Raw genomic sequence first — 21,178 nt, 5'->3', positions numbered from 1 at the left:
ATTATGAAAATCACCATCGCCGGCACCGGCTACGTAGGCCTAAGTAACGCCATGCTGCTAGCCCAGCACAACGAAGTGGTTGCGATTGACATCGTCCCAGAAAAAGTGGACATGCTCAATGCCAAGCAAAGCCCAATTGAAGATCCCGAAATTGAAGACTTCTTAAAGCACAAATCGCTTAACTTCAAAGCCACACTGGACAAGCGTGAAGCCTACAGCGGCGCAGACTACGTCATCATCGCCACCCCCACAGACTACGATGCCAACACCAACTACTTCAACACCAAGTCAATTGAATCGGTGGTGCAAGACGTGCTGGCCATCAACCCCAGCGCGGTGATAGTAATAAAAAGCACAGTCCCCGTAGGCTACACAACCAAACTCAAAGCAACTCTGTCGACCTCTGTTGGAGCGGAGCCCCCACCGCGAACCCCAAACATCATCTTCAGCCCAGAATTCCTTCGCGAAGGCAAAGCCCTCTACGACAACCTATACCCATCCAGGATCGTCATAGGTGAAATCAGCGAGCGCGCCCAAACCTTCGCCGCCCTCCTCCAACAAGGAGCCGTCAAGCAAAACATAGATGTACTGTTCACCGGCAGCACCGAAGCCGAAGCCATCAAACTCTTTGCCAACACCTATCTCGCCATGCGCGTGTCCTACTTTAACGAGCTAGACACCTACGCAGCCATGCACGGCCTGAATACCAAGCAAATCATCAACGGCGTTTGCCTAGACCCCCGCATTGGTAGTCACTACAACAACCCAAGCTTTGGCTACGGCGGCTACTGCCTGCCCAAAGACACCAAGCAAATGCTGGCCAATTACAACGATGTGCCACAAAACCTCATTCAAGCCATCGTGGAAAGCAACTCCACCCGCAAAGACTTTATTGCAAACAGCATACTCGCACGTAATCCCAGGGTGGTTGGTATCCACCGGTTAGTCATGAAATCCGGCTCTGACAACTTCAGAGCAAGCAGCATTCAAGGCATTATGAAGCGCATAAAGGCCAAAGGTGTAGAAGTTATCGTTTATGAGCCAGCGCTAAAAGAAGACAAGTTTTATAACAGCCGCGTAGTCCGCGACTTGGCACAGTTTAAACTTGAATCTGATGTTATCGTCGTCAACCGACTAACGGATGATTTAAACGATGTCGTTAACAAGGTATTTAGTCGAGATTTGTTTGGCAATGATTAAGTGCTAGCTCGCATTAAACACTTGGTACATCGCGCCAGCAGCCATGCGGGCTTTCGGCGATATGCAGCCAACACATCATGGATGTTCGCAGAACAACTGTTGCGCATGGTCGCTGGTTTGCTGGTTGGTATCTGGGTTGCACGCTATTTGGGGCCAACGCAGTTTGGGGTTTTTAGTTATTCAATTGCGTTTGCAGCACTATTTGGCAGCTTAGCCAAATTAGGGCTTGACAGCATTATGGTGCGTGACCTAGTGCGAACTCCAGAGCTTAGTGATGTTTATCTTGGCACCGCATTTTGGCTCAAAATAATGGGTTCAGTGGTAATGCTAGCTGCCATGGTACTGGCTGTGCGTTTCACTTCAAATGATGCGACCACCAACTTGTACATATTTATCATTGGCAGCGGAACGTTGTTTCAGTCATTTGAAGTAGTAGACTTTTATTTTCAATCGAAGGTCTTGTCTAAATTCGTTTCGATGTGCAAACTGACACAGCTTTTCATTTCCTCACTGATAAAATTATATCTAATATATATCAAAGCTGAATTATTTTTATTTGTATTAGTTAGTTTGATCGATCAAATCACATTGGGGGTGTCTTTATATTTTGCCTATCGACTTCAAAATCTTAACAACTTCTATCAATATTTTGATATTAAAATAGCCAAAAAATTACTCAAAGATAGCTGGCCATTAATATTAAGCGGCATAATAATAGCTATTTACATGCGTATTGATCAAATTATGATCAAAGAATTTTTGGATGTTAAAGAAGTAGGTCTATATTCTGCTGCAGCTAGAATTAGCGAAATATGGAACATCATACCCATTCTCATTTGCAACTCACTTTTTCCATCAATATTAAATGCAAAAAAAGTAAGTCTAGAACTTTATGCTGCAAGACTCCAAAAACTTTATTCACTGTTAGTTTGGTTAGCTATTATTGTTGCGCTATCGATGACTTATTTAAGCGAGAGAGTGGTTGTGTTTTTATATGGTAATGCCTTTAGTGATGCCAGTGATGTTCTGATGATCCATATTTGGTCTGGGATTTTTGTGGGATTAGCGACAGTGAAAGGTAAATGGCAGGTATCTGAGAATTTAAACCATTTATATCTTTATGGTGCTGGAATTAGTGTTACCTCAAACGTTATATTGAATTACTTTTTAATTCCTAATTACGGCATAATTGGTGCTGCGTTTGCAGCACTCATGTCTCAAATTATTTCAGGATATTTAATAAATTTCTTTTTCAAAGAATTACGCTATCAAACAACATATATTCACCGGACCTTATTTTTCTGGAGACTTTTTAAATGAAGGCAACAATTGCCATCAACAATTACAATTACAGTTCATTCTTGATAGACTGCATAAATTCAGCATTAAATCAAACGTACAAAAATATTGAGGTATTAGTTGTTGATGACGGCTCTACGGACAATTCTTTGGAATTGTTAACAAGTCAGTTTAGTACGAATAATTTGGTAAAAATTATCTCAAAGAAAAATGGTGGTCAACTATCCGCCTTTAACGAAATATTAAGATATGTCAGCGGTGAACTGATATTTTTTCTTGATTCTGATGATCTATACAAAGAAAATTATTTAACCGAAGTTATATCGATATATAAAAATAATCGTGATATAGACTCAATTTTTTGTGCGCACGAAAGAATATTTTCAGATCGAAATGTCGAACTGATTAGCAAATACACCTCCAACAAAAGTCTTGGTTACGGTGTATTAAGTAGCTATTTAAATCGAGAGTGGATCGGCAGTGTCACATCAACTATTTCAATGAAAACTTCTGTTTTTAGAAGTTTTATGCCTATTAATCTTGAAAAAGACTGGATTACTAGAGCAGATGATTGCTTGGTATGGGGAAGCTCAGTTGTAGGTGCAAAGAAATATTTTTTATCCAACCCTCTAGTTTTATATCGAGTACATGGAAAAAATAATTATTACAATGTTAAATTCTCAAACGATTATTTATACAAAAGAGAAATTTCCATAAATAAACTTTTTAAGCACTTTTCAAATGCATCATGCATTGATTTTTCCAATATAAATGTATGCGAATTAGAATATAAATCAAGAAATGATATCAGCTTTTCAACATTTAAAAATTATTTATTGATAAATTTTAAAATGCAGAAGAGTAGCTTTTTAAAACTGTTAACAATGTTTAAATTGTCACTATTTTATATTAAATGCAATATTAAACTATCGAGATAACTTTTAATTCCGTTACCCAAATCTGTAGATCTATGAACAAATCACTCATCACTGGCGGCGCAGGCTTCCTCGGCTCTCATCTCTGCGACAGACTTATCAAAGACGGGCACGATGTCTTGTGCGTCGACAACTTCTTCACTGGCAGCAAAGCCAACGTAGCGCACCTACTGAGTCACCCGCGGTTTGAACTGATTCGCCACGACGTGACATTTCCTCTATATGTTGAAGTTGATCAAATCTACAACCTTGCTTGCCCCGCCAGCCCTGTCCACTACCAGCACGACCCCGTACAAACCACCAAAACGAGCGTGCATGGTGCAATCAACATGCTCGGACTAGCGAAACGCGTTAAGGCACGTATCTTGCAGGCATCCACCTCTGAGGTGTATGGCGACCCTGCGGTACACCCGCAAACTGAAGACTACTGGGGCAACGTGAACCCCATTGGCCCTCGCAGTTGTTATGACGAAGGTAAACGCTGTGCCGAAACCCTGTTTTTTGACTACCACCGCCAAAACAATGTAGACATCAAAGTGGTGCGCATCTTCAACACCTATGGCCCTCGCATGCACCCTAATGATGGGCGTGTGGTGAGCAACTTTATAGTCCAGGCGCTCAAAGGGCAAGACATCACCATTTATGGTAACGGCAGTCAGACCCGTAGCTTTTGCTACGTGGATGACCTGATCGAAGGCTTTGTGCGCATGATGGGTACCGAGGCTGGCTTCACCGGCCCAATCAATATCGGCAACCCTTTTGAATTCACCATGCTGGAACTGGCCGAGAAAGTGATCAAAACTGTTGGGGGAAAAAGCAAATTGGTCTTTATGCCCCTGCCCACAGACGACCCTAAACAACGCCAGCCAAATATCACCCTTGCTAAAGACAAGTTGGGTTGGCAGCCCACTGTGCAATTAGACGACGGCTTGAAAGAAACCACGGCGTACTTCAGGAAGCTGCTTAATGCATGAATTTGGCCGCCGTTCAATGCTTCACAGGATATTCAATTTGGCTTAAAAATAGCCGGTAACCCATATGGAACAAGCGTAACCAGCTATGAAAAGTGCAGTACTCTTTTTGGTGTTTAATCGGCCCGACACCACACGCCAGGTTTTTGAGGCCATCCGCGCTGCGCAGCCACCCCGGCTCTATGTGGCCGCCGATGGAGCACGCCCACAGCGGGCGGGTGAGGCCGAGCGTTGTGCCACCACCCGCCAAATCGCCACAGAGGTGGATTGGCCGTGTGAGGTGATTACCCTTTTCCGTGAAGAAAACCTGGGCTGCAAACGCGCGGTCAGCTCGGCCATTACCTGGTTTTTTGAGCACGAAGAGCAAGGCATTATTCTGGAAGACGATTGCCTGCCGGCACAGAGTTTTTTTGGATTTTGTGATGAGTTGCTGGAGCGTTATAAAACCGATACACGAATTTGGCAGATATCGGGCTCAACATTTTTTCCAGCAGCTATTACTAAGTCAAACGCTGATTATTTTTTTACACGCTACGGCCCAATTTGGGGTTGGGCTAGTTGGCGACGTGCTTGGCAGCACTATGATCCTGATCTAAAAGATTGGCCAGAAATGTCACAATCAGAGGTGATGGACAATGTTTACCCTTATAAGGCCGAGCGAATTGCAAAACTTAGTCTAGGCACAAAATTGTTTAATTCCGAGATTGATACATGGGATTATCAATGGGGGTTTTCGAAAAATTTTAACCACGCATTAACTATTGTGCCGAAGCTCAATCAAATTGTCAATATTGGTTTTGGCAACGATGCCACTCATACACTAACAATAGATAGTAACTCACAAAAAGAATCATTTGATCTAAAGGGATCACTACGTCATTCTAATTTTGTTGTGGAAGACGTTGTTTACGGAGCTGTTTTTTCCTTAAAAGCCTTCAAAAGTAATTTATTTAAATTAGCTTTAAATAAATTTTTAAAGGGATAGTTCTTGTGGCAAGAAATATATTATATAGAACCCTAAAAAAGTTTGGTTTCAAAAAAGAAAAGTCCAACGATATAAATATCAAATTAATTGGTGGAGGTAGGCCAACAATAACCATTAATGAACATACATATATAAATAAGGCCAATCTTTATTGCTGGCGAACCGGCCTAAAACTTGAAATTGGTTCATATTGTTCATTTGCTGAAAATGTAGATTTTATTCTGGGCGGTGAACATGATACAGAATGGGTTTCAACATTTCCGTTTATTGAGAGATGGCAGCTTAGCGAACTTAAAAGTAAAGTCACACCAAAATCACGTGGTGATATCACTATCGGGAACGATGTATGGATTGGTCATGGTGTAACAATACTCTCTGGCTCCACTATTGGCACTGGTTCAATTATAGGTGCTGGTGCAACCGTTAGGGGTAATATACCTCCATACTCCATAGCTGTAGGACTACCCGCTAGGGTTATAAAAAGGAGATTTTCTACTGAAATTTGTGAGTCTTTGCTTAAATCAAAATGGTGGCTTTTGCCTCAGAATAAATTAAAAGACTTTGTTATTTATATGGATGATCCAATAATTTTTTTAAGAGAATTAAATAATGCAGGCTTAACCAATGACTAACTTATCCATCATCACCACAGTCCGCCACAACATCGGCGACGACTTCGTCCGCGAAGGTATCCTGTCCATCATTGGCGATGTTGCAAAATTCGACCAAGTCGAATTGATCCACAAACACTCTCCAGTCACCACAGCTTATGGTTATGAAGGTCTACGCAGACTGCGGATTTCACGTGTGGTTGAGCCAGTGCTGCGGGTGTTGGGAACCAAAGACCGCGTAGCAGATGCAGACCTGTTAATCCAAAGCGGCGCCCCGGTATATTGGTGTCACCCGGGTGGTCCGCATTGTGCTGACAATGAATGGTTTGACCCACTCATCCGCAAACGCTTTTTAAAAGACCGCCGTAGTCGCAAGTTACTGAGTATTGCCGGTGGCAGTTGCCAGCGGTATCACTCTGATGGCAGCGAGGTCACCAACTGCCCCAAGTGCAAGGCCTATATCGCCGAATTTTTTGATGCCTGTGACTTGACGCTCCTGCGTGACAGCCTTGCTCAACGCATGTTGCAACTTTCTGGGCGCGACGCAATGGTGTTGCCATGCACCTCGATATTTGCGCGGGATCATTTCAAAATTACACCGACCAAAGGTGGCTACATCGTCGTCAACTTCATGGAGTCTGGCGGACATTACACTTTTGGTCAAAACATTGATGCTGATAAATGGCGTAAAAACTTTGGTGAGATTGTCGACAAGCTTCAGCCTCATGGGCGCGTGGTAGCAGCCTGCCACACTGTGGCTGAGGAAACGTTAGCCAAGCAAATCGTGCCAGACGTTGAAACCTACATCGTGCCAGATGAGCATGTGGCTTTCATGAACTTTTACGCAGGTGCCAGGTTTGCAGTGGTGAATCGTGTGCATGCTGGCTTCATGATGGCATCGTTTGGCAAGCCTGTCGCAGTGATTGGCAACGACAGCCGCGCTTTGATGATTAAAAATCTCAACCTGACACCCCATTATGTGGAGGATGTCACCAGTGCCAGCATTGATCAAATGATTGCTGCACTGCTTTCGCGCGAGCACTCGTACCCGGATGAGATCGAGGCAATTCGCACTGCCTCTCGTCGCGCTTATGTGGAAGCACTTTCTAAGGTGTTGCTAAATTGATCAAACGCGTGCTTGAGGTGATCATCACTTGGGTCATTCTCAAGGTTGATGTGCTGGTGTTGAAGTCAATTCCGCGGGTTGGTCAGGCGGGCATTGCCCTAATTCGTCTGGATGCAATCGGTGATTTCATCATCTGGTTAGACAGCGCCAAAGAGTATCGCCATTTGTACCCCAACCAGAAAATCACCTTGATCGCCAACTCTGCCTGGGCGGATATGGCCATACAGCTACCTTACTGGGATGAGGTCTGGCCCATCAGTACCCGCCATCTGGACGTGCGCCATCCGCTCAAACGCTGGCAGCTGCTGCGACGCTTTCGTAGGGGCGGGTTTTATACCGCTATACAACCTACATTTTCACGCTCCGTATTGCATGGCGACAGCGTGATGCGCGCTACTGGCGCTACATATCGCATTGGCTCTGCGGGCGACTTGGCCATCGCTACTGCGGCAGGGCAAAAGATGAGTAACCGCTGGTACACCCAGCTATTACCCGCCAACCCTAGCCCGATGATGGAGCTGCTGCGCAATGCAGAATTTGTGAGCCATTTGGCAGGAGTACCCCATCAAGCCGCTTTAGCTCAGCTGCCTCACCTGGCTAAGTTGCCAATCGCTCTGCAACCCACCGCACCATATTTCATCGTGTTCCCTGGTGCGTCATGGTCTGGCAGGCAATGGTCTGTAGCACAGTTTGCAGGTGCGCTGTCTGCTCTTCAGCGCCGCTACGGCTGGAAACCGGTGTTGTGTGGTGCGCGAAATGAGGCTGCGCTATGTCAAACCATTGCAAATGCAGCAACCGTCAACTGCATCAATTTGGCTGGCCAAACCAATTTAAGTGAGTTGGCCGAGGTCATACGCGGTGCGCAATTGCTTATCGGCAACGAGACATCTGCGGTGCATATCGCTGCCGCAGTTGGCACCCCGGCGGTGTGCATTTTAGGCGGAGGGCATTACGGTCGATTCATGCCATACCCAGACACAGTGCCTGGCATCAAGCCCGTTGCGGTAGCGGTGCCCATGCCCTGCTACCGCTGCAACTGGCTCTGCAACCAACCGCATGACCCAAGTGACCCGGTGCCGTGCGTAAGCAAGATATCAGTCGCCTCGGTGCTGGCTGCAGCACAACAAGCGTTGGATGCTGCTCAGGCACCCTATGCAATACCGACGGTCAGCCATACCGGTTAATAGCCTTCTTTAGTCCAAACACACCTTCACTATCTTTGCCCATGAATTCTATTTTTGACACTCACATCAGCCAGCATTTGGCTGCGCTACAAAGCCTGACAGCAATTAAACCCGCCATTGAAGATGCTGGCCAGCGAATTGCCGACTGCCTATTGCGCGGCAATAAGGTCATGTTGTGCGGCAACGGCGGCAGTGCAGCCGACGCGCAACACATTGCAGCCGAGTTGGTGGGCCGCTTCTTGACTGAGCGCAAGGGTTTGCCCGCCATGGCTTTGACCACCGACACCTCCATTTTGACGGCGGTAGCCAATGACTACGGCTACACAGAAATTTTTTCCCGCCAGGTGCAAGCGCACGCACGCCCCGGAGATGTGCTGATTGGCATCTCCACCAGCGGCAACAGTGCCAATGTCTTGACAGCTATGGATGCGGCCAAATTCTTGGGCTGCATCACGATTGGCCTACTGGGACGCGAAGGCGGACAATTGAGCAGCTTAGTTGACCATGCCATTACCGTACCAGCACCCCAAACCGCAGCCATACAAGAATGCCATATCCTTATCGGCCACCTTTGGTGCGCCATGGTCGACGCTGCGCTGGCGACAAAAGCATGATCACGCTGCCGGATTTTTCTAAGTCGCGTGTGCTGGTGGTGGGTGATGTGATGCTAGATAGCTATTGGCACGGTTCCACCACCCGTATATCGCCCGAGGCGCCTGTGCCTGTGGTGCTCGTGCAAAACCAAGAGGTGCGCGTGGGTGGTGCGGGCAACGTAGCCGTAAATGGAGCATGCTTGGGCGCGCAGGTTGATCTGCTTGGCTTGGTGGGTGAGGATGGAGCCGCCACCCAACTAGAGCAATTGTTACAACAACATAAGGTCACATCTAGTCTGCACCGCGTGCAAGGCGGCCAAACTATCAACAAGCTGCGCGTGTTCAGCCGTCATCAACAGTTGATACGCTTGGACTTTGAAGATCATTTCCCAGCCTGGGAACCCGGTTTATTGTTGGAATGCTTCAAACGCGTTGCAAAAACGGCACAGGCAGCTATCTTTTCTGATTACGCCAAGGGCGCGTTGCGCGGCGTACAAACCCTGATAGCCCACGCCCGCAGTTTGCAACTACCCGTAATTATTGACCCCAAGGGCAATGACTTTGAACCCTACCGAGGCGCGACGCTGCTCACACCCAATTTGTCGGAATTGGAAGCGGTAGTGGGACACTGCAGCTGTGAAGAAGACATCACCACACGCGCCGAAAAGCTACGTCAGTCGCTTGGCCTGCATGCCCTCCTGGTAACGCGTAGCGAGCAAGGTATGTCGCTTTTTGTTGAAAACCAGCCACCTTTAAGGCTCCCCACGAAGGCGCGTGAAGTGTTTGATGTGACGGGCGCAGGTGACACGGTCGTTGCGGTTATTGGGGCTGGGTTGGCATCTGGTATACCGTTGGTTGATGCTGTCAAGTTAGCAAATGTAGCGGCTGGCATTGTGGTAGGGAAGATGGGGACCGCAGCGGTGAGCCCAGAGGAATTGCACGCAGCGTTGATTTGAAATAGGTGAATCTATGAAATTTCTAACCCACCAATCACACCAGGAGATGCGCCACCATGCCATGCGGATACGTGATGATCTGCAACTAACGTGGAAGGAAATTTCCAAAGCGATGGGTGTGACTCTTGGCATCGCACTGGCATGATCGCCGCGGTAAGCATTGCGCGGTGAAGCCGGTATGGAATCAAAAAAGTCCAGGCAAACGTACCTAACTGGTCGAAGACTCACATTAGCGCAGGAACGGGCTTTAGGCTACGGAACCGCCGCGCCATCATGCAACTCTTCTCATGACACTTTGATATCTGGATGCCCATTCTCACAACTGATACACTGGGATTGCACAACGCGATGCCGCATTAAGCGAGCGCGGGCGCTAAACCACATGAAAGTTGAACAGTGGGTGCGTGGTTATGCACAGACGGGCCAGAAACCAGTGCTGCAGCAGTGCAGCAAACGTTACAGCCTCACGGAGGTCTCAGCCATCAGCAACCAGGGGTTAGTGTGTTTTGAATTCCTGAAAGCATCGGCAAACACACAGCGGGTAGACGACTTGGTCCCGAAGTCGTCTACCCGCAGACCTTTTCGCCGTAGAGCAACCTTGATGAGTACCTTGATCGAGATACAAAAACCCAGTTAGATCATGCCAACATATCAGCAGTCCAGACGCATAATTTGCAAAATACGCAGCTTGAATTAATTATTTTGAAATTAATTATATTAATAACGAATAAGTAGTACAAATTAATGAACAATAAGCTATTATTAAAGATATTGCTAGCCCCAATGTTTCTATTATCCTTTGGTACGATCCAGCTAATAAATCAAAATGGTGCTCAAGATCAGTTTTCACAATTCACAAATGAAAATATATTCCCAGTAGATATATTTAAATTATGGTTAGCTCTAATGGCAATATTTATAATATTGTATAAAATTATTTTTTTTAGGAACACGCTGAAAATTCCAAAAATAATTATAGTGTATTTCTCATATCTTTATTTTATTTCCTTGAAAAGCGAACTGCCATATCAATCAATAATTCAAACAAGCGCTATCGTGCTTGCATACATCGGAATTGCACTTCAAGTTAACTATCTTAAATATAAAAATACAACAAAATATTTAAATAAAATTTTCTTAGCATTTATATTTTTATCGTATACATGCATAATATTCATACCTTCATACGGAATTAGTATTGGTGAACATCTTAATAAATGGCAGGGAATTACAACCCATAAAAATACCCTTGGAAATATATCATTATTTATTTTGTTTTTTTATTTATGGATATTTAAATTTAAAACTTTTCCCGCTAAAATTATAACAACATTTTCCGTCTTAATATTAATAATTGGTAGCCAATCATCAACAGCAATTATTTTGGCAATACTAATTATTGTTACTAATATTTTTTCATCGAAAAGCAGTTTTTCAGATTTTTTAATAAAAAGAACAACTTATATAATAATAGGTGTATTAATAATATCCACTTCGACAGCGATAATTTCAACGTATTACCAAGACCTTCTCTCACTAAGTAATAATTTGGTCGATACATCGTTCACCGGACGAATAAACATATGGTTATACTACATAAATTCAATTAACGAAAATCCATTTTTTGGAGTCGGGTTGAATCAAGTGATGAGCGATAAAACTTCTTTTAACAGTAATATGACTGACTTAATAGGGTATTTTTCTGGCTCCGCTCACAATGGTTTTTTGGAATCCATATTCACAACAGGTTTTATTGGATTTATCTTATCAATATTATATATAAAATCCATTTACCATAAAAATAATTCAACCAAAAATAAATTAATATTTTTAATATTTGTATTATTATATATAATGGTTAATACATTTGAATCCTATAGCATTAACTTCAATTTATATACATTTATTTTATTTTATATAGAAAGATTATCAATAATACCATCAACACTTCACAATACTTCCGCTACTCGAAAATTTGAACCAACAATATTACAGCAAAATAATTTTGCTCACCGATACTAAACCCGGGTGTTTAGCTCATACACCTGGAAAACTCACAACCAGACTACTTTTGATTTACAAGGAATCATTTTTTCATGGGTTGTGATTTTTGCAAAAAACGCGCATGAACTGTCACATTTTTAGAAGTTATGAAAAAAATCGTTCGAGTTTCAGTGATAACCCCTACATTTAACAGTAATGCAACTATCGAAAGGTGTGTCTCATCAATAAAGGCCCAAACCTATCCAGATATTGAACACATTGTAATCGATGGTGGTTCTAATGATGGAACGGTTGAATTATTGCATGATTTAGGTGTACGGTATATTTCAGAGGAAGATGCGGGTATTTATCATGCGATGAATAAAGGTGTGAGATTGGCATCGGGAGAGATCATTCATATTCTAAATTCTGATGATTGGTACACGGATTCCAATGTAATATCTATGATGGTAGAAGTGATGGAGTCTGGTGGATATGATTTATGCCATGCGCAAATTGCACAAGTCAATATGCTTGGCTATAAGGTATGCATTAATGGAGCCAGTGTCGAGAAAGCTCAATTACTGAGGAAAATGAAAGTTGCGCACCCATCATGTTTTGTCCGTACATCTGTTTACAGGCGTTATGGTGATTTCAGCCAGGGTTTTCGCGTTGCCGGGGACTATGATTTTATTTTACGAATATGGGATAAGATAAACATTGCTTTTGTACCAAAGCAGATTGTGCAAATGCAAATCAATGGAATAAGCAGCAATAACCCTATTCGCAGCTATAAAGAGTCGATGGCTGTTACTCTTGTTCATGGAAAAGGCGTAATTCCAGCATTATTTATTTTTTGTTATGAATGCATTAAGCATTATGTTGTTATGTTTTTCCGCAATAAGCAATATCAAAGTTGAACAACATGTCGAAAAAAATGACGGTGCCAAATTCAAGGGTAGGATTTCACCTTTCTTTTTTTCAGGATTGGCGAGCAAATAAGGGCAATATTAAAGGCCAATTGATTATGCTTGCCTTTCGTGTAGCTAATTTTTTTTCATATCTCCCGCGTCCATTCCGCTTACTGGGATATCCCTACGTCATTTTGTATCGAGTAGCCGTTGAATGGATATTGTGTGTTGAATTACCGTGGAAGTTAAATGTCGGTAGTGGGCTACGTCTCTATCATGGACAAGCCTTGGTGGTTAGTGATCGTGCAGTTATCGGACGGAACTGTATATTACGACATTCAACAACGATTGGAGTTGCAAGAACTTTTGCAGATTATGGCGGAGCTGCCCCTATTATTGGAGATGATGTGGATATCGGTTCTAATGTAGTTATTTTGGGTGAAATCACCATCGGTGATAGAGCGGTAATTGGCGCAGGTAGTGTAGTTATCAAAAATGTCGAGCCAGGCCGCATTGTGGTGGGGAATCCCGCTCGCGTAATTAGAGTAATACCTAAAGTGGATTTAAATTAGTATTTTTGCGATGAAAAAAATTCTTGCTATTGGTTTAAGAACAAATCAGAAGTTAAATATCTTCTCAGGGCAGGCCATGATGTTTGATGCATTGGTGGATTTCCTAGTTGCCAACAATTTCACAGTAGGTGTTATTGATTTGACATCCGAATACACCAATATTAAGATTGGAAAGTTTTCACTTATACGCACACTTGAATATTTAAAAATAATTATCGGATCAATCAATAAGTTTATTAAATATCGTGGTGGGCTTTTGTATATAAATACAGCCCAAACTAAAGCAGGTTTTTTACGCGATCTTTTTTTTGTCAATTTGGCTTGGCTGTTTAGGTATCGAATTTTGATGCAGCAGTTTGGTTCAAATTTTGGTAATTTTTACTCCGAACTCAGTCCATGGTTCAAATACCTAGTTAGAACTAATTTTAACAAAGGACACTTTATTATTGTAGAGGGAGAATTCACCAAGTGTCAATTCTCCATGCTGTACAATTATCAAAACAAAGTTGTTTCTGTTAGTAATGGTTTACCAGAGCGGAATTTATTAATTACCAACAAAGGAAAGATTTACAACCCCAATCATACTTTTAATCTAATTTATCTGAGTTATATGATTGAGAGCAAAGGATATTGGGACGTTCTTAAAGCTTTAAATATACTAGTTAACACCTATAATATGAATGTTCATTGCGTATTTGCTGGATCATTTAAAAATTCAGTTGATGCAGTATTGCATATCAACGAGCTAGAAGCAGAAGAAGCCTTTAAACTTTATATATTAAAAAATAATTTACAAAATCATGTAACCTATTATGCAGGATTGATGGGAAATGCTAAAGCACAAGCTTTTTTGAAGGCAAATATTTTTTTATTGCCAACATATTTTAAGTTCGAAGGTCAACCGGTTTCTGTATTGGAGGCAATGGCTTACGGTGCCGTCCCAGTCGTAACTAATTATCGGATGATTCCAAATATGGTTACACCTGAAGTAGGATTATTTGTAGACCCCAGATCACCCGATCAAATTGCCGAAAAAGTGTTATTTTTAATAAAAAATCCAAAAACTTATGCAACCTACTCTCAAGCATCAGTTGATAGATTTTTAGAAAAATACACATTAGATAGCTACAGTAAAAATATTTTAAATCTTATCAAAATGACACTCAAGGAGCAAAACTTTGAATAATAAAGAGAGAGTTTTAATTACTGGCGCATCTGGCTTTATTGGTACCAACTTGGTTGACGCGCTTGAAAGGCAAAATTATATTATTTGTAATTTTGATAAAGCTAAGCCAAATAAAAAAAATCATGATAAGTTTTGGTTTCAGGGTAATTTGTTGAAAATTACCGATATTGAAAAGGCGTTTCACGACTTTAAGCCTTCTGTGGTTATCCATTTGGCTGCGCGTACTGATACGCTGAGTGACAAACTTGATGACTATATTGACAATACATTAGGAAGCGAAAACCTTATTAATTGTCTAAAAAAAACTGAAGGGTTGAATCGGATAATCATTACGTCTACGCAATATGTTTATAAATCCGAAAAAAAACCGTTACCTACCCGTGATGATGAATATATGCATTACACTCAGTACGGCCAAAGCAAGGTAATTACTGAGCAATTGACACGTGAAGCAAATCTGAATTGCTGCTGGACGATTGTACGCCCTGCAAATATATGGGGGCCGTGGCATCTTCGCTACCCTATTGAATTATGGAAAATTATTGATAAGGGTTTGTATATTCATCCGTGCAATTCTCCGGTATTACGAACTTATGGTTATGTAAACAATGTGGTTCATCAAATCGTGAAAATTATTCAAGCCGATGTAACCAAAGTAAATAGACAAACCTACTACTTAGGTGATATTGAAATAGATTCTTATGTTTGGTTGAATTCAATTTCTCGGAATTTAACGGGAAAATCTTTACGGCGAGTGCCGAGTATTTTGTTTACTATACCTGCTTTTATAGGTGACTTGTTACGTAAAGTAGGAATTCCTTCCCCGCTCTATACTGCCCGTTTTAAAAATATGATCGAAAATTATCCTGCACCCACAGCTAAAACTGTTTCTGAGTTCGGGGTAGCAAATTCTAATTTGGACGAAAATGTTAGGGAAACCATTCATTGGATAAAAACGGATGGTAAAGATTTGTTCGAATATTGGAAGAATAAATCTGTATGAAAGCACTAGTTATTGGTGGTAATGGGTTTATTGGTTCCCATGTTGTAGATGCTTTGCTGTTGTCAGGACATAAGGTAAGGGTTTTTGATCGTGGGGCTGAGCTATATCGTTCGCCCTTAGTTGATGTTGATTATCGCTTGGCGGATTTCAGCGATGTTTCAGCTTTGGCTGAAGCGTTAGTGGGAGTAGATAGTGTTTACCACTTCGTGAGTACAACGGTTCCTTCGACTTCAAATTTAGATCCAATTTCTGATATTAAAGGAAACTTGATTAATACTGTTCGTTTATTACAACTAATGTTGCAAAATGGAGTTTCAAGAATTGTGTACCTTTCCTCGGGTGGGACAGTTTATGGCATTCCAGATATATCTCCTATACCGGAAAAGCACCCCCTTAAACCCATATGCTCTTATGGCGTGGTAAAGGTTGCTATAGAGAACTATTTGTTCATGTACCAATCTTTGCATGGAATAAAACCCGTCGTTTTGCGTGTATCTAATCCTTATGGTGAAAGACAAGGACATTCGGGGGTACAGGGGGTAGTTGGTACTTTCTTGCAGAAAATTAAGAACAATGAACGGATCGAGATTTGGGGTGACGGTTCAGTAGTGCGTGATTTCATTTATGTTTTCGATCTGGCGCGCTCATGCGTATTGGCTGGTGAGAGTGAATATTGCGGTATATTAAATGTGGGGAGCGGGGTTGGAAATTCCGTGCGTGATGTGTTGGATATTTCAATGGAAGTTTCAGATTGCACAATGAAGCCGATGTATAAAACAGGGCGGGCATACGATGTGCCCAGCGTTGTTTTGGATGTATCTAAGGTACGCGATGTATTGGGTTGGCAGCCACGTATTGGTTTAAAGGAAGGTGTGACAAAAACTTGGATTTGGTTGAATTCTCTCTAATTTTCACTGATGAATACCGGATTTGTCATGGTTGTACTCAAAGTATTTATTGCCTCTATCTTGAGTGTAGGTGTTATGTCCTCGGTCGGTGCTGATAGTTATAAGGCGAATTTTCCTGTTGACGCGAAATACTTCGGGCAACACATGCATCAACTCCTTGCATCTAGCAATCCAACACCTTGGCCGACTGTGAAATTTGGTACCTTACGGCTGTGGGATGCTTATGTTCAGTGGCCGCTGCTGGAGCCGACAAAAGGCCAATGGGATTTCAGCAAACTCGACAAATATGTCGAAATGGCCGAATCCCACGGAGTGGAGATTCTTTTGCCATTAGGGCTGTCACCAAGTTGGGCATCCGCAAGGCCGAGCGAACAGTCCGCCTATGCGGTTGGCAATTCTGCTGAACCGGCCAGTATGGTGGATTGGCGAAATTACGTGCGTACAGTGGCAACAAGGTACAAAGGTAGAGTGCACTGCTATGAACTCTGGAACGAAGTGAATTTACCCAAGTTTTACTCCGGTTCACCCGAAAAATTAGTTGAGCTTGCGCAAGAAATGTATTCAATCATAAAGGAAGTGGATTCGACCAATACGGTGGTTTCCCCTTCGATTACAGGTGACAGCACGAATGCAAAACAATGGCTAAGCAGATATTTGGCGGCGGGTGGGGGTAAGTTCGCTGATGTCATCGGATACCATTTTTATGTTACGGCTATGCCACCTGAGGTATTGCCCAGTTTTGTGTCAGAGATAAAGGCCATTGTGGCTAAGTATGGATATTCCAAGCTGCCATTATGGAACACCGAAGCAGGGTGGCGCATAGCCAATACGGACGGCACTTCTGAAAAGGGTGCACCTAGCGCTTGGAAAAGGTTAGAGCCTGATGAAGCAGCAAGCTACGTTGCCCGTGCACTAGTTTTGACAAAGGCAAGTGGAGTAGAGCGGTTTTATTGGTATGCATGGGATGACGGATATATGGGCTCAATCGAGCCAAAGACGAAAGTGATCAAACCCGCTGGGCGAGCATTTGGGCAGGTTTATGAATGGTTAGTTGGAAGCTTTTTGAAGCAATGCGTTCAAAGCGAGGCGTTGTGGACCTGTCGTATTGTGTACCCAGACGGAAAGCAAGGATTCATTGCATGGACAACAGGAAATGAAAAAAACTGGCTACCTCCGGAGCAATGGAAAGTGCAAAAAATTCAAATGCTGGACGGGAGGTGGCTGGCTATAACGCCAAATGGTGTCACTTTGACGCACACCCCTGTTTTATATGTGCAGTAGTTTAAATCTTGGCTATGCGGGTTTATTGCTAACCATGTAATTTGATGAGTCCGATTGAGACGCATACAAGAAAGTAGGGAGAGATGCAACAACGAACGAGAGCCATGGTATTGAATACAGCCATCGACTTGATGGATTGGGACACTGCCGTGCACCGTCTAGTGACCAAAGGGCAGGCTCGCCAAAGCGCTGTGGTATGTATTTGCAATGTGCACATGACAGTCACGGCCAACCGGCATCCCGCTTTGGCGCATGTGCTTAAGCACGCTGATATGGTCACCCCAGACGGTGCGCCAGTGGCTTGGGTACTGCGGCGAGCGGGCTACCGCGACCAGCAGCGCATCAATGGGCCCGACCTAATGTGGCGTTACCTAGCCCAAGCTGAGCGACTGGGGCAGATTGTGTCTTTCTACGGCGGTACTGAGGCCACTATGGACAGGCTGTTGGCGGCTATGCTGCATACGTTTCCCATGTTGAAGTTGGGTTGCATGGTGATACCACCGTTTCGCACGCTCACTGTAGATGAAGATCTTGACTATGCCAACAGGATCAACCGCTCAGGCACCAATGTGTTGTTTGTGGGCTTGGGCTGCCCCAAGCAAGAGGTGTGGATGGGCGAGCACCGGGGCATTGTGCATGCTGCCATGGTGGGCGTGGGGGCAGCATTTGACTACCACGCAGGCACCATCAAGCGAGCCCCGCTGTGGATGCAAAACTCTGGTCTTGAATGGCTGCACCGCCTTTTTGCCGAGCCACGTCGGCTATGGCGGCGTTATTTGGTAACCAACACGCTGTTTATTACTGGCATGGCAAAGACCGGCTTCAAGGCATCTCGGATGGACGATTGAAGCCAAATGATGGGCCAAGCCAGCCACTGGCCTATCACCAAAACTGAGGCCGAATTGGTCATTCATCAACTCAGAAAGTACCTCGGATACAAACCTCACACGAAGTCATTTTGGAGCAGTTACAACTGCATAATCAAACTGTTGCATTTCGTACTTGAGTCCGCCGAAAAGGTCAGCTACATCGACAACCCAAGCATTTAAACCACATGTCGCTATTTACTATTCGCAAATCCTTTTTGTTGACTGATTTTATTGTTCAAGCATTTGATTTCATTGCTATTTGTGTGGGTGGGTGGCTTGCTTATCAGTTCAGATTCGCCACTGAAGGAACTTGGGTATCTCTTCGCCCGCAAGAAAATTTGCTTATGTTTATATGGGCCCTATTTTCCTCATTTTTTTTCAGCAGAATTTATAAATTATGGAGTGGTGGTGCACTGGCAGCAATGGTGAGTCGGGTCACATTGGGCTGGTTGATCAGCTGGTTGGCGCTGCTGCTTGTTTTGACGTTCACAAAAACTACCGGGATGTATTCCAGAACCTGGCTGGTTACGTGGCTGTTGTTCAGCATTGGCACACTCGGGCTTGGGCGCGCTGCCTCTTTTTTTCTAATGGCCAAAATGCGTCGTTCCGGTTACCAACACAAACGGGTATTGCTTGTGGGTGAGTCTGCATTGATGGACACCGTGCAGCACCGCGTACAAAGTGCGACCTGGAGTGGTTTTGAAATTGTGGGCACAGAGTGTGCTTCCAAATTTGCTGAGGTAAAACGACTGGATACAGAACTGCGGCCAGACGAAATATGGATTGGCCTACGCATGCAAGATCACAATTTACTGGATGGTTTGACGCAAGCGCTGAACCAGTCCATGGCCAACATCAGACTCTTGCCTGATTTGATGATGTACCAGATTTTGAACCACGGTATGAGCGTGACGCTGGGTATTCCTATGGTGGATATTTCCGTTTCACCTATGGCTGGCTGGCAAAGGCTTGCCAAGGCAACTCTGGACATCGTAGTGGCCAGCGTAATTTTGATACTGATTACGCCTCTACTGGTGGTGATCGCCATTGCAGTAAAGCTCTCGTCACCTGGACCGGTGTTATTCAAACAAAAACGCCATGGCTGGAATGGTGAAGAAATTTGGGTTTACAAGTTTAGATCTATGGTGGTGCACCAAGAGGCTGCAGGTCATGTAACGCAAGCTAGTCGTAAAGACCCTCGGGTGACGCGTGTTGGCGCATTTTTGCGCAAAACCAGTCTCGATGAGCTACCTCAGTTCATCAACGTCTTGCAAGGTCGGATGTCAGTAGTCGGGCCCCGCCCTCATGCCTTGGCACATAACCAGGAATACATGAAAAAGATACCGTTTTATGCACTGCGCCATAAAGCCAAACCTGGTATTACTGGCTGGGCTCAGATTTGTGGTTACCGGGGAGAAACAGACACATTGGACAAAATGGAAGGGCGCATCAAACACGATTGTGACTTTTCGAATAAGATGCGACAATGACTACCATAAATCAACAACTTAGCTGAACATTTTTTGAATTCAATGCGATACTGTTACTAACATTCAATGCGACTGCATTCTACTTTATGCAAATTCAATGCGACTCCGTTAAACCGAAGCAAACCCGCAAGATAAAACCGACTCGTCGAAGCGTGTCTGGCACCTATCCCTTTCGTGGTGAAACAGCAATTCCCTACGAATCGACTGTAGAACGCGACTTTTTAATCCGCAAGGAATTCAGCCTTTACGTGCTTGACATCATTCCCCAGCCTGTCCAGATTCCGTTTACATCCAAAAAATGAACAGACTTACACCTACACACCCGATTTCCTAGTCTATTACCGCACTCACAAAAAACGCTTCGTTTGCAGCCTGCCAAAAACCGATGTTGATCGAAGTGAAGCCGGAGTCAGAGTGGCGAAAACATTGGCGTGAATGGATGCCAAAGTGGAAAGCAGCCTATCGATATGCCAAAGAGCAGGGATGGGAGTTCCATATTCATGACGAATCCAGAATAAGGGATGTCGTTTTCGACAACATCGGTTTTTTGTCCATTTACCAACGTATGAACTTTGCCGTTGAGGAGACAAAGTGGGTTCTTGAGAATGTCCGCGCCATGGGTGTTGCGCCCTATCACTACATCCTAGCCAGGCATTTCATGGGAAGTATGTTTGAGCGCCAAGGAAGAGCACACATTTGGCACTTGCTGGCAACGAGGCAATTGGATTGCGACATGACTCGTCCACTGGATGATTTCACTGAATTATGGATACCAACGAATGAGTGATTCAGGCGATATGCAAAATCCAGAGTTTGAAGCATCCAGGAAGCGTCTGGATGTTCAAGTTGGTGCTCTGGTCAAAAGTGAGAATGTGATCTACCGCATTGAGCAAATCATTGACTTTGAATCGGTCGTTGGCACTGCGGTAGAAACAGGTAGAAGCAGGCCATTGAGAATCCTCGAACTCCAGCCAGTTGGAGACAATGGCGCTGCGGGCAAACATGATTCTCATAGTGATCTTGCAGAAATTGGTGATTCAGATTGGAAAGTGGCTGAAACGCGGTTCGCTGCAATTCAACCTTTGATAGTTGCTTTTTTCACCAGGTCGCCGTGA

22 protein-coding genes are annotated in these 21,178 nt (G+C 43.8%); all 22 read left to right on the top strand.

The features are described 5' to 3' along the window. The first annotated feature begins 3 nt into the window (after positions 1–3). Positions 4–1,200, top strand: coding sequence for a nucleotide sugar dehydrogenase (locus LDN84_RS10495; protein ID WP_223912206.1), 1,197 nt, complete (start codon positions 4–6; stop codon positions 1,198–1,200). Beyond that, positions 1,201–2,520, top strand: a complete 1,320-nt coding sequence (locus LDN84_RS10490) for a flippase (protein ID WP_223912203.1) — start codon at positions 1,201–1,203, stop codon at positions 2,518–2,520. After that, the gene (locus tag LDN84_RS10485; RefSeq protein ID WP_223912201.1) at positions 2,517–3,437 is read left to right on the top strand and encodes a glycosyltransferase family A protein; all 921 of its coding nucleotides are present in this window, start codon (positions 2,517–2,519) and stop codon (positions 3,435–3,437) included. Before LDN84_RS10490 ends, LDN84_RS10485 begins: the two co-directional genes overlap by 4 nt. Before the next feature lie 32 nt (positions 3,438–3,469). Beyond that, positions 3,470–4,408 (top strand): UDP-glucuronic acid decarboxylase family protein, encoded by a 939-nt coding sequence (locus tag LDN84_RS10480; RefSeq protein ID WP_223912198.1) that lies wholly within the window; start codon positions 3,470–3,472, stop codon positions 4,406–4,408. A gap of 85 nt (positions 4,409–4,493) precedes the next feature. Continuing rightward, entirely contained in the window at positions 4,494–5,390 is an 897-nt protein-coding gene (locus tag LDN84_RS10475; RefSeq protein ID WP_223912197.1) for a glycosyltransferase family 2 protein, read from the top strand. Between the two features lie 5 nt (positions 5,391–5,395). Further along, positions 5,396–6,022 carry a CatB-related O-acetyltransferase gene (locus tag LDN84_RS22915; RefSeq protein ID WP_255610529.1) on the top strand — a complete coding sequence of 209 codons (627 nt, stop codon included), beginning with the start codon at positions 5,396–5,398 and terminating at the stop codon, positions 6,020–6,022. Beyond that, the gene (locus LDN84_RS10460; RefSeq protein WP_223912195.1) at positions 6,015–7,127 is read left to right on the top strand and encodes a polysaccharide pyruvyl transferase family protein; all 1,113 of its coding nucleotides are present in this window, start codon (positions 6,015–6,017) and stop codon (positions 7,125–7,127) included. Before LDN84_RS22915 ends, LDN84_RS10460 begins: the two co-directional genes overlap by 8 nt. Beyond that, complete coding sequence (locus LDN84_RS10455) at positions 7,124–8,311, top strand: glycosyltransferase family 9 protein (protein WP_223912194.1); 1,188 nt, start codon at positions 7,124–7,126, stop codon at positions 8,309–8,311. The genes LDN84_RS10460 and LDN84_RS10455 overlap by 4 nt, the downstream gene beginning before the upstream one ends. A gap of 41 nt (positions 8,312–8,352) precedes the next feature. Beyond that, a complete protein-coding gene (locus tag LDN84_RS10450; RefSeq protein WP_223912192.1) occupies positions 8,353–8,925 on the top strand; it encodes a D-sedoheptulose 7-phosphate isomerase in 573 nt (190 codons plus the stop codon). Continuing rightward, complete coding sequence (rfaE1, locus tag LDN84_RS10445) at positions 8,922–9,860, top strand: D-glycero-beta-D-manno-heptose-7-phosphate kinase (RefSeq protein WP_223912191.1); 939 nt, start codon at positions 8,922–8,924, stop codon at positions 9,858–9,860. The genes LDN84_RS10450 and rfaE1 overlap by 4 nt, the downstream gene beginning before the upstream one ends. Before the next feature lie 13 nt (positions 9,861–9,873). Further along, the gene (locus LDN84_RS22910; protein WP_255610527.1) at positions 9,874–10,005 is read left to right on the top strand and encodes a hypothetical protein; all 132 of its coding nucleotides are present in this window, start codon (positions 9,874–9,876) and stop codon (positions 10,003–10,005) included. Between the two features lie 599 nt (positions 10,006–10,604). After that, positions 10,605–11,882, top strand: coding sequence for an O-antigen ligase family protein (locus LDN84_RS10440; RefSeq protein ID WP_223912190.1), 1,278 nt, complete (start codon positions 10,605–10,607; stop codon positions 11,880–11,882). Positions 11,883–12,010: 128 nt separating this feature from the next. Then, entirely contained in the window at positions 12,011–12,763 is a 753-nt protein-coding gene (locus LDN84_RS10435) for a glycosyltransferase family 2 protein (RefSeq protein ID WP_223912189.1), read from the top strand. A gap of 5 nt (positions 12,764–12,768) precedes the next feature. Beyond that, positions 12,769–13,326: a serine acetyltransferase gene (locus LDN84_RS22905; protein WP_276572423.1), complete on the top strand. Its 558-nt coding sequence runs from the start codon at positions 12,769–12,771 to the stop codon at positions 13,324–13,326. Positions 13,327–13,336: 10 nt separating this feature from the next. Continuing rightward, positions 13,337–14,512 (top strand): glycosyltransferase family 4 protein, encoded by a 1,176-nt coding sequence (locus LDN84_RS10425; protein ID WP_223912187.1) that lies wholly within the window; start codon positions 13,337–13,339, stop codon positions 14,510–14,512. Further along, the gene (locus LDN84_RS10420) at positions 14,505–15,515 is read left to right on the top strand and encodes an NAD-dependent epimerase/dehydratase family protein (RefSeq protein WP_223912185.1); all 1,011 of its coding nucleotides are present in this window, start codon (positions 14,505–14,507) and stop codon (positions 15,513–15,515) included. The genes LDN84_RS10425 and LDN84_RS10420 overlap by 8 nt, the downstream gene beginning before the upstream one ends. Beyond that, the gene (locus LDN84_RS10415; RefSeq protein ID WP_223912183.1) at positions 15,512–16,423 is read left to right on the top strand and encodes an NAD-dependent epimerase/dehydratase family protein; all 912 of its coding nucleotides are present in this window, start codon (positions 15,512–15,514) and stop codon (positions 16,421–16,423) included. Before LDN84_RS10420 ends, LDN84_RS10415 begins: the two co-directional genes overlap by 4 nt. A gap of 9 nt (positions 16,424–16,432) precedes the next feature. Continuing rightward, positions 16,433–17,704: a beta-galactosidase gene (locus tag LDN84_RS10410; RefSeq protein WP_223912181.1), complete on the top strand. Its 1,272-nt coding sequence runs from the start codon at positions 16,433–16,435 to the stop codon at positions 17,702–17,704. Between the two features lie 104 nt (positions 17,705–17,808). After that, a complete protein-coding gene (locus LDN84_RS10405; protein WP_223912179.1) occupies positions 17,809–18,552 on the top strand; it encodes a WecB/TagA/CpsF family glycosyltransferase in 744 nt (247 codons plus the stop codon). A 206-nt stretch (positions 18,553–18,758) separates the two neighbouring features. Beyond that, positions 18,759–20,063, top strand: coding sequence for an undecaprenyl-phosphate glucose phosphotransferase (locus LDN84_RS10400; protein WP_223912176.1), 1,305 nt, complete (start codon positions 18,759–18,761; stop codon positions 20,061–20,063). Positions 20,064–20,448: 385 nt separating this feature from the next. Continuing rightward, positions 20,449–20,850 carry a TnsA endonuclease N-terminal domain-containing protein gene (locus tag LDN84_RS10395; protein WP_223912174.1) on the top strand — a complete coding sequence of 134 codons (402 nt, stop codon included), beginning with the start codon at positions 20,449–20,451 and terminating at the stop codon, positions 20,848–20,850. Next, the gene (locus LDN84_RS10390) at positions 20,843–21,178 is read left to right on the top strand and encodes a hypothetical protein (RefSeq protein ID WP_223912171.1); all 336 of its coding nucleotides are present in this window, start codon (positions 20,843–20,845) and stop codon (positions 21,176–21,178) included. The genes LDN84_RS10395 and LDN84_RS10390 overlap by 8 nt, the downstream gene beginning before the upstream one ends.

The organism is Rhodoferax lithotrophicus, assembly GCF_019973615.1.
In the GTDB taxonomy this organism is placed as follows: Bacteria; Pseudomonadota; Gammaproteobacteria; order Burkholderiales; family Burkholderiaceae_C; genus Rhodoferax; species Rhodoferax lithotrophicus.
This window is presented reverse-complemented; position numbering and strand designations above follow the sequence as displayed.